This window comes from Corallococcus praedator, from assembly GCF_003612125.1.
GTDB lineage: Bacteria > Myxococcota > Myxococcia > Myxococcales > Myxococcaceae > Corallococcus > Corallococcus praedator.
Genome location: NZ_RAWI01000008.1, coordinates 53,340 through 64,157 on the forward strand (window position 1 = coordinate 53,340; position 10,818 = coordinate 64,157).

The 10,818-nt window shown below is 70.7% G+C and carries 2 protein-coding genes (1 of these 2 cut by a window edge); one reads left to right on the forward strand and one right to left on the reverse strand.

Features of this window, described 5'->3' with window-relative positions; genetic code table 11:
• Window positions 1–9,812, forward strand: partial view of a non-ribosomal peptide synthase/polyketide synthase gene (locus tag D7Y13_RS02195; protein ID WP_120582673.1) — the 3' end only. 20,872 nt of this gene lie to the left of the window's left edge; only the last 9,812 of its 30,684 coding nucleotides appear in the window; its start codon lies beyond the left edge, outside the window; it ends in the stop codon at window positions 9,810–9,812.
• A gap of 73 nt (window positions 9,813–9,885) precedes the next feature.
• Here the strand turns inward: D7Y13_RS02195 and D7Y13_RS02200 are convergent, their stop codons facing one another.
• Window positions 9,886–10,683 carry a DedA family protein gene (locus D7Y13_RS02200; RefSeq protein WP_120531666.1) on the reverse strand — a complete coding sequence of 266 codons (798 nt, stop codon included), beginning with the start codon at window positions 10,681–10,683 and terminating at the stop codon, window positions 9,886–9,888.
• Window positions 10,684–10,818: the final 135 nt, after the last annotated feature.

Below are 10,818 nucleotides of genomic sequence, written 5' to 3' on the forward strand. Positions count from 1 at the left end.
TCTTCTGCGGCGGTGAGGCACTGGGGGCGGAGCTGCACCGGCGCTTCGTCACGAAGCTGGGCGCGAAGCTGGTGCACCAGTACGGCCCGACAGAAGCGTGCATCGACTGCGTGGTGTGGGAGACGCCGCGCGAGGCGGTGGAGGTGGTGCCGCTCGGTCGGCCCATCGCGAACACGGACGTGTACGTGGTGGACGCAGCGGGCCGCGCGGTGCCGGTGGGCATCGCGGGCGAACTGCTCGTGGGCGGTGAGGGCCTGGCCCGTGGATACCTGGGCCGAGTGGACCTGACGGCGGAGCGCTTCATCCCGGACGGGCTGAGTGGCCGGGCCGGCGCGAGGCTGTACCGCACGGGCGACAAGGCCCGCTGGCGGGAAGACGGAACGCTGGAGTACCTGGGCCGGTTGGATTCCCAGGTGAAGGTGCGCGGCCACCGCATCGAATTGGGTGAGGTGGAGGCCGCGCTGCTCGCCCACCCGGACGTGCGGGAGGCCGTGGTTCTCGTGCGCGAGGACGTGGCCGGCGACAAGCGGCTCGTCGCCTGGTTCGTCGCGGAGCGCGAGCTGGAACCCGGCACGCTGCGCGAGTTCCTGAAGCAGCGGCTGCCGGAGTACATGCTGCCGTCAGCGCTGGTGCCCCGCGAAGCATTGCCCCTGACGCCCAATGGCAAGGTGGACCGCAAGGCGCTGCGAGCGCTGGCCATCTCCCAGCCTGTTTCGAGCGTCTACGAAGCACCCGTGACGCCCACGGAGGTGGCCCTGGCCGCCATCTGGGCGGAGCTGTTGCGCGTCCCCGCAGTGGGACGGAATGACAGCTTCTTCGACCTGGGCGGCCACTCACTGTTGGCCACGCAGGCCGTGGCGCGCATCCGGTCCACGTTGGGGTTGGAGCTGCCGCTGAGCGACTTCTTCACCACGCCGACGGTGGCCGCCCTCGCCGAACGGCTGGGCCGAGCCACGCCCAAGACCCAAGCCCAAGCCATCACCCCGTCGGTCCACGCGAACGCCCCGCCGCTGTCGTTCGCGCAGCAGCGGCTGTGGTTCATCGATCAACTGGAGCCGGGCAGCAGCCTCTACAACGTCCCCATCGCCCTGGGCTTCCACGGCACGCTGGACGTGAACGCCCTGCGCGCGAGCCTCGATGCGCTGATGACGAGGCATGAAGCCCTGCGCACCACCTTCCACTCCGAAGGCGGGCAGCCCGTCCAGGTCATCCACGCGGACTTCCACGTCCCGTTCGCGACGGTGGATCTGACGCACGTCCGGGATGCGGAGGCCCGGCAGGCGGAAGCCCTGCGGCTGCGAAGGGAGGAAGGGCGCCGACCGTTCAGCTTGAGTGAAGGGCCGCTGATGCGCGCCCTGCTGCTGAAGCTCGGAGCGCAAGAGCACCAGGTGGTGCTGAACACGCACCACATCGTGTCCGACGGCTGGTCGCTCGGCGTGCTGGTCCGCGAGGTCACCGTCTTCTACGAGGCGTTCCTCCAGAACCGTCCCCCTGCCCTGCCGGCCCTGCCCATGCAGTACGCGGACTACGCTCGCTGGCAGCGTGACTGGCTCCAGGGCGAGACCCTGGAGGCGCAGCTCTCCTGGTGGAAGGCCTCCCTGGCCGGAGCCTCCGGCATCCTGGAGCTGCCCACGGACAGGCCCCGTCCCTCCGTGCCCTCCCAGGATGCCGCGCTCGTGCCGGTGCGCATCTCGCCGGAGCTGAGCGAGCAGGTGGAAGCCCTGGCGAAGCAGGAGGGCGTCACGCCCTTCATGGTGTGGCTCGCGGCCTTCCAGACCCTGCTGCATCGGTACTCGGGACAGGACGACGTGCTCGTGGGTTCACCCATCGCGAACCGGCGGCAGGCGGAGACGGAGGGCCTCATCGGCTTCTTCGCCAACACGCTGGTGCTGCGCGCCCGCTTCGGTGAAGCGCGCACGTTCCACGAGTTGCTGGCCCAGGTGCGTGCCACCACGCTGGGCGCCTACGAACACCAGGACGTCCCCTTCGAGAAGCTGGTGGAGGTGTTGCAGCCGGAGAGGGCCGCGGGCCGCACGCCCCTCTTCCAGGTGACGTTCACCCTCCAGAACGCGCCGATGCCGGAGCTGAAGCTGCCGGCGCTGACGCTCCGCCCGCTGGAGGACGCCCCGATCCTCATCCACTTCGACCTGCAGTTGCTGCTGAGCCGGAGCCCGGAGGGGTACTCGGGGGCGATGGTCTACAACAAGGCCCTCTTCACCCAGCGCACCGTGGCGGGCCTGGTCCAGCGCCTGCGGTTGCTGGTGAAGGATGCCGCCCGCGCGCCCCAGACGCGGCTGTCGATGCTGCCCCTGCTGACGCCCATCGAGCACCGTCAGCTCCTGCTTGACTGGAACGGCACGGAGCGCGACTACCCGCGTGACGCCTCGGTGCCCACGCTCTTCTCCGAGCAGGCCGCGCGCACGCCGGATGCCGTCGCGCTGAAGGCCGGTACCCGGACGCTCACCTACGCGGAGCTGGACGCGGAGTCGAACCAGCTCGCGCACCACCTGCGCTGGTCCGGAGTCAGGCCGGGCGATCGGGTGGGCCTGTGCGTGGAGCGCTCGCCCGCGCTCATCACCGCGATGCTGGGCATCCTCAAGGCCGGCGCCGCCTATGTCGCCATCGAGGCCCGCGATCCCGCCGAGCGCATCACCTGGATCCTCCAGGAGGCAGGCGTCAGCGTGCTCGTCACGCAGGACGCGTTGGCGGACAGCCTGCCCGTGGTGGCGGGACTGCTCGTGTTGCTGGATGAGGAGGCGGATCGGATCGCGAAGCAGCCCGTCACGCCGCTGGATGTGCCAGTGCCCGCGGAGGCGCTGGCCTACGTGATGTTCACCTCGGGAAGCACCGGACGTCCGAAGGGCGTCAGCGTGCCGCACCGGGGCATCATGCGGCTCGCGCGCCACAACGGCTTCCTCGAAGTGGGACCCGGAGACGTGTTCCTCCAGCTCGCGCCCGTCGCCTTCGATGCCTCCACGTTGGAGGTCTGGGGCGCGCTGCTCAATGGCGCGAAGCTGGTGCTGGCCCCGCCGAAGACCCTGTCCCTGGCGGAGCTGGGCGAGCTGCTGGGCCGCGAGGGCATCAGCACGCTCTGGCTCACCGCCGCCCTCTTCGAGCAGATGGTGTCCCAGCAGGGCCAGGATCTGGCGCGCGTGCGCCGCGTGCTCGCGGGCGGCGACGTGCTGCCCGCGCAGGCGGTGCGCGATCACCTCGCGCGCCTCCCGGAAGGCGCGGTGTTGATCAACGGCTACGGCCCCACGGAGAACACCACCTTCTCCGCGACGCACACGCTGCGCGCGGGAGACACCGTGGAGCGCACGGTGCCCATTGGCCGTCCGCTGGGGAACTCCACGGCGTGGGTGTTGGACAAGGGACTCCAGCCGCTGCCGCCCGGAGCGCCGGGCGAGCTGTATGTGGGCGGTGACGGCCTCGCCTGGGGCTACCTCCAGCGACCGGACCTCACCGCGGAGCGCTTCGTCCCCCACCCCTTCACCCGTGAGCCCGGTGCACGCCTGTACCGGACGGGAGACAGGGCGCGGTGGACGGAGGACGGCACGCTGGAGTTCCTGGGGCGCGCCGACTTCCAGGTGAAGCTGCGCGGCTTCCGCATCGAACCCGGCGAAGTCGAAGCCGTGCTGCGGCAGGCGCCCGGGATTCAAGAGGCGGTGGTGCTGGCGCGCGAGGACGTGCCCGGCGACAAGCGCCTCGTAGGCTACGTCGTGCCCTCCTCGGACGGGCTGGAGCTGGACGCGGTGAAGTCCTTCGTCGCGAAGCAGCTTCCCGAATACATGGTGCCCTCCGCCTGGGTGGAGCTTCCGGCCCTGCCGCTCAACGCGAACGGCAAGGTGGACCGCAAGGCCCTGCCCGCGCCGGAGGCCCCGGTCGCCTCGGAGCGACGGGCCCAGGCTCCGCGCAACGCGCTGGAGGCAAGCCTCGTCGCCATCTGGTCGGAGGTGCTGCACGTGGAAGGCGTCGGCATCGACGACAACTTCTTCGACCTGGGTGGCCACTCGCTGCTGGCCACGCAGGTGGTGGCGCGCATCCGGACCGTGCTGGGCGTGGAGCTTCCGTTGGGCGACCTGTTCACCGCTCCCACGGTGGCCGCGCTCGCTGAACGGCTGGGCGGCGGCGTCCCCCAGTCGCACACCGCGCCCCTCGCTCGGGCGGACCGCACGAGCGCCCCGCCGCTGTCGTTCGCCCAGCAGCGGCTGTGGTTCATCGACCAGTTGGATCCGGGCAGCAGCCTCTACAACGTCCCCCTGGCCCTGCGGTTCGAGGGTGCGCTGGATGTGGAGGCCCTGCGCGAAAGCCTCGATGCGCTGATGGCCCGGCATGAATCGCTGCGCACCACCTTCCGCACGGAGGCGGGCGAGCCCGTCCAGGTCCTCCACGCGAAGCTCCGTGTGCCGTTCGAAACGGTGGACCTGACGCACGTCCCGGAGGCGGAGGCGCGACAGGCGGAGGCCCTGCGGCTGCGGCAGGAGGAAGCACGCCGTCCGTTCAGCTTGAGCGAAGGGCCGCTGATGCGCGCCCTGCTGTTGAAGCTCGGAGCGCAAGAGCACCAGTTGTTGCTGCACCTGCACCACATCGTTTCCGACGGCTGGTCCCTGGGGGTGCTGGTCCGTGAGGTCACCGCCTTCTACGAGGCGTTCCATCACGGCCGTCCGCCTGCCCTTCCGGAGCTGCCCGTGCAGTACGCGGACTTCGCCGTCTGGCAGCGCGACTGGCTCCAGGGTGAGCGGCTGGAGGCACAACTCAAGTGGTGGAGGGACTCGCTGGCCGGAGCCTCGGGTGTCCTGGAACTGCCCACGGACAAGCCCCGTCCCAGCGTCCTCACCCCGGAGGGCGCGATGGTGCCGGTGCGCATCTCGCGAGCCCTGAGTGAACAGGTGGAGGCCCTGGCGAAGCGTGAGAACGCCACGCCGTTCATGGTCTGGCTCGCCGGACTCCAGACGGTGCTGCACCGGTACTCGGGACAGGACGACGTGCTGGTGGGCTCGCCCATCGCGAACCGGCGTCACGCGGAGACGGAGGGCCTCATCGGCTTCTTCGTGAACACGCTGGTGCTGCGCGCCCGCTTCGGTGAAGTGCGCACGTTCCGCGAGCTGCTAGCCCAGGTGCGCACCACCACGCTGGGAGCCCAGGAGCATCAGGACGTCCCGTTCGAGAAGTTGGTGGAGGAGCTGCAGCCCGCGCGGGACCTGGGCCGCACGCCGTTCTTCCAGGTGCTCTTCGCGCTCCAGAACGCGCCGGTGCCGGAGCTGTCGTTGCCCGGTCTGTCACTGCGGCCGCTGGAGACGGGTTCGGGAACCGCACGCTTCGATCTGGAGCTGGCGCTGTTCCGGAACCCGGAGGGCTTCGAGGGCATGCTGCACTACCGCACCGCCCTCTTCGAGCCCGCCACCGCGACGCGGATGGTCCGTCACCTGGAGGCGCTGGTCGAAGCGATGGTCGCCGAACCCGCCGCGCCACTGGAGCGGTTGTCGCTGCTCACGCAGGGGGAGCGGAGGCAGGTGCTGGTGGAGTGGAACGCGACGGGCGGCGAGTACCCGCGCGAAGCGTGCATCCAGGACCTGTTCATGGCGCAGGCCGCGAGCCGTCCGGACGCGGTGGCGCTGGAGTTCGGGGACGCGCGGCTGACGTACGCACGACTGGATGCACTGACGAACCAGTGGGCCCACCTGCTGCGCGAGCACGGCGTGGGGCCGGATGTGCTGGTGGCCGTGTGCCTGGAGCGCTCCGTCGAGCTGATCGTCGCGCTGCTGGCCATCCTGAAGGCCGGGGGCGCGTACCTGCCACTGGATGCGGCGTATCCCGCGCCACGGTTGGCCGCGATGCTGGAGGATGCACCGCCGAGGCTGCTGCTGACGACGCGAGAGGTGCGCGCGAAGCTGGCGGTGGATGCCGCCCTGCCCTGTCTCTTCGTGGAGGAGCTGCGACTGGAGGCACGGCCCATGTCACCCGTGAAGGCGGGGACGCATTCGCGCGACCTGGCCTACGTGGACTTCACGTCCGGCAGCACCGGCCGTCCCAAGGGCGTGGCGGTGGAGCACCGGGGCGTGATGCGGCTCTTGCACAACGCGCCCTACGCGAAGCTGGGTCCGGATGAGACGTTCCTGCTCATCGCGCCCATCTCCTTCGACGCGTCGACGTTGGAGGTCTGGGGTCCGCTGCTCTTCGGCGGGCGGCTCGTCGTCTTCCCGGCCAGCTCGCCGTCGGATCTGGCGCTGCTGGAGCTGGTGGTGCGGCGGCACGGGGTCACCACGTTGCATCTGACCGCGGGCCTCTTCGCCCAGGTGGTGGACCTGAAGCCCGAAGCCCTCAAGGGCGTGCGCCAGTTGCTCACCGGAGGCGACGTCGTTCCGGCGCCGCAGGTGCGTCGGGTGGTGGAGACGTTGGGCATCCCCGTCACGGCCTGCTACGGCCCGACGGAGACCACCCTCTTCGCGACGACCCACCGGATGATGCCCGGCACCCGGGTGCCGGAGACGATCCCCATTGGCCGGCCCATCGCGCAGACGCAGGTGTACGTGTTGGATCCGCACGGACAGCCGGTGCCTCCGGGCATCCCGGGCGAGCTCTTCATCGGCGGAGATGGCCTGGCGCGCGGATACCTCGCGCGGCCGGACCTGACGGCGGAGCGCTTCGTCCCCAACGCCTTCGCGGCACATGAAGGCGAGCGCCTCTACCGCACCGGCGACGTGGCGCGGTGGACGCCGGACGGCGTGCTGGAGTTCCTGGGCCGCATGGACGCGCAGGTGAAGGTGCGTGGCTACCGCATCGAGCTGGCGGAAGTGGAGGCCGCGCTGCGGGCGCATCCAGACGTGCGCGAGGCGGTGGCCCTGGTGCGCCAGGACACGCCGGGCGACAAGCTCCTGGTGGTCTACGTCACGGGCGGCACGGAGCCGCTGGACGGCCCGGCGGTGCGCGCGTTCGTGCAGGAACGGCTGCCGGAGTACATGGTGCCCTCGGTGGTGATGGCACTGGACGCGCTGCCGCTGACCACGAACGGCAAGCTGGACCGCAAGGCCCTGCCGGCCCCCAGCGCCGCGGTCTCACGCACGGGGTTCACGGCTCCCAGCACGCCCACGCAAAAGCGGCTCGCGACGCTGTTCGCGGAGGTGCTCGGCGTTGAACGGGTGGGAAGCACGGACAACTTCTTCGAGCTGGGAGGCCACTCCCTCCTGGCGACGCGGCTGGTGGCACGGGTGCGCTCCAGCTTCGGCGTGGAGCTGCCGCTGCGAGCCCTCTTCGAAGCGCCCACCGTGGCGGCCCTGGCGTCGAGGTTGGACTCCCGTCCGGAGCCCGGCGGGACGCAAGCTCCGGCACTGGTCCGGGTGGAACGTCCGGAGGTGCTGCCCCTGTCCTTCGCGCAGCAGCGCCTGTGGTTCATCGACCAGTTGGATCCGGGGAGCGCGCTCTACAACATCCCCACCGCGCTGCGACTGTCCGGCGCGCTGGAGGTCACCGCGCTCCAGCAGGCCTTCGACGCGCTGGTGCAGCGGCACGAATCCCTGCGCACGACGTTCGAGTCGCACGAAGGGGATCCGCGCCAGCACATCCACCCTGCCCCGTCGCGAACGCTGCGCACGGTGGACCTGCGCGCCCTGGACAAGGACGCTCGCGAGGCCGAGGCGATGCGCCGCGCCTCCGAGGACGCCCTGCGGCCCTTCGACCTGGAGCGTGGACCGCTGGCCCGCTTCACGCTGCTCACGCTGGACACGCGTGAGCACGTGCTGCTGCTGTGCCTGCACCATGCGATCTCCGACGGCTGGTCCTTCGGCATCCTGGTGCGCGAGGTGGTGGCCCTCTACGAGTCCTTCCGTCAGGGCCATGGCTCACCGCTGGCCCCGCTGCCGGTGCAGTACGCGGACTACGCGCTCTGGCAGCGCTCCTGGTTCCAGGGGGACGTGCTCGACACGCAGCTGAAGTGGTGGCGGCAGGAGCTGTCGGGAGCCCCGATGGTGCTGGCGCTGCCCACCGACAAGCCCCGTCCCGCGCAGCGCTCCTCGCGCGGGGCCACGCTTCCGGTGCGGCTGTCACCGGCGCTGAGCGACGCGGTGGAGGCCCTGGCCCAGAGGGAGGGCGCCACGCCCTTCATGGTGCTGCTGGCGGGCCTCCAGACGCTGCTGCACCGGTACTCCGGGCAGGACGACCTGCTGGTGGGTTCGTCCATCGCGGGCCGGCGCCACGCGGAGACGGAGGGCCTCATCGGCTTCTTCGTCAACACGCTGGTGCTGCGCGCCCGCTTCACTCCGGCCCTGTCGTTCCGGGAGTTCCTGTCGCAGGTGCGCACCACCACGCTGGGCGCGTATGAGCATCAGGACGTCCCATTCGAGCGGCTGGTGGAGGTGCTCCAGCCCGCGCGGGACCTGTCCCGCCCGCCGCTCATCCAGGTCATCTTCGCGCTCCAGAACCTGCCGGACGCGGAGGTGCGCCTGTCGGAGCTGACGCTGCGGCCGGTCGACGTGTCGCTCGCGACGGCGAAGTTCGAGCTGGACCTGACCCTGAGCCGCACGCCGGAAGGCTTCCAGGGCCTGCTCGCCTACAGCACGGACCTCTTCGAGGCCGACACGGCCGGGCGCCTCATGGAGCACTGGAGCCTGTTGCTCGAAGAGGCCCTGAGCGCGCCCGACGCGGCCCTGGACGCCCTGCCCCTGCCGGAAGCCCCGGCCCAAGGGCGGCAGGTCGAAGCCCCAGTCGTGGCGCTCCTTGCTCCCGACGAAAGCCCCACGCAAGCCCGTGGCAGCGAGGCGCCAAGGAACGAAGCCGAGGCCCAGCTCGCGCGCCTCTGGGCCGAAGCCCTGGGGGTGACCACCGTGGATCCGCGCGACAGCTTCTTTGAGCTGGGCGGCCACTCGCTGCTCGCCGTGCGCCTGATGGCGGCGGTGAACCGGGAGACGGGCCGCCGGCTGCCACTGTCCGCCCTCTTCCAGGCGCCCAGCGTGGAACGGTTCGCGGCGTTGCTGGAGCAGCACGGGGACGCGGGCACGAACTCGCCGTTGGTGCCCTTCGACGCCGGAGGCACGCCGGGCACGGCCCCGCCGTTCTTCTGCGTCCACCCGGTGGGCGGCACGGTGCTCACGTACGCGGCGCTCGCGCGGCGGCTGGGACCGGATCAGCGCTTCTACGGCCTCCAGTCCCGGGGCCTGGATGGCACGAGCGCCCCCCACCGCACCATCGAAGCCATGGCCGCGGACTACGTGCGTGCCCTGCGCGAGGCCCAGCCCGCCGGTCCCTACTTCCTGGGCGGCTGGTCCCTGGGCGGCGTCATCGCCTACGAGATGACCCGTCAGCTTCGCGATGCGGGCGAGGAGGTGGCGCTGCTCGCGCTGCTGGACTCCTACGCACAGGAACCCGTGCCCGCGTCGGAACCCCTCCTGGATCGCACCCTGGCCGTGAGCCTGTTCGCGCAGGACCTGATGGGCGTGTCCCTGGGGGATCTGGAGCTGGATCTCGGCGCGCTCGCGGACCTGGAGCCCGAAGCCGCGCTCACCCAGGTGCTGGAGGCCGCGGCCCAGGCGGGAACCCTGCCGCCCGGAACGGACGCCGCGAACGCGGTGGCCCTCTTCCACGTCTTCGAGGCCAACCTCGAAGCCTCCCGCCGCTACCGCGCGCCTGCCATGGATCAGCGGGTGCTGCGCGTGCAGGCGGAGGCGCAGGCCACCACCACGGACGACGGGGGCTGGCGCGCGCTGGTGGGAGCACGGCTGGAGTCGCACCGCCTGCCGGGCAACCACTACACGCTGCTCAGCGAGCCCAACGTGCAGCGCGTGGCGGACCTCCTGAAGAAGGCCCTCCGCGAGCGCTGAAGGCCCGCAACGAAGAACCCCGCTCCCTCAAGCAGAGGGGGCGGGGTCCGGAGGCGGCGTCATCGCTTCCGCGCTACTTGAGCACGTTGGTCGACGGCTCCGAAGGGGAAGGTGCCTTGTCCGCGGGGACGTCGAAGAAGCTGCTGCTGCTGGGGGCTCGCGTCTGCGCCACGCTGTTCTCCAGCGACTCCGGCACGGGCGGCAGGGCCACGGGCGGCATCTCGGCCCGGGCGGCTGCCTCGGCCGCGAGCTTCGCGTTCCGACGGCGCCGGTACAGGAAGTAGCCCACGCCCAGCACCGCCAGCGAGCCCAGGACGACGACCTGCCCCTCCTTCATCTTCCCAAGCAGCGTCTCCAGCTCACCGCCGAAGTGGAAGCCGAGCCACACGAACGCCGGCGCGGAGAGCAGCGCCGCCACGCCGTCCCACAGGATGAAGCGCCAGTACGCCATGCCCACGGAGCCCGCGGTGAAGTACGTCACCGCGCGCACGCCCGGCATGAAGCGGGCGATCATCACGATCTTCTGGCCGTGCTTGACGAAGAGCGACTCCACCTTCGCGCGCTTCTCCGGCGTGACGATCTTCGCGAAGAAACCTCCACCCTTCGCATCCGGGTTGCGCCCCAACCGGGACCCCAACCTGCGCCCCGCCAGGTAGATCAGGCTGTCGCCCACCAGGATTCCCAGGAACCCCACCGCCATCATCCCAGGCAGGCTGGCCGCGCCCTTGTGCGCCAACAATCCGCCCAGGATGAGCGTGATGTCCTCCGGCGCCGGCACCCCCAGGCCACACGCCACCAGGATGGCGAAGACCGCCCCATAGGCCAGAAGCCCCTGGGAGTTCAGCAGCAGGTTGGTAAGCAGCTCTTCCACGCGTCGTTCCGTCCGCCCGGTTGCATTCCGCGCCCGGTCATCGCATAAGGGCCCGTTTTCCCTATAGGCCAACCATGAAGCGCTACTTCATCCACACCTTCGGCTGTCAGATGAACGTCAACGACTCGCTCCGCA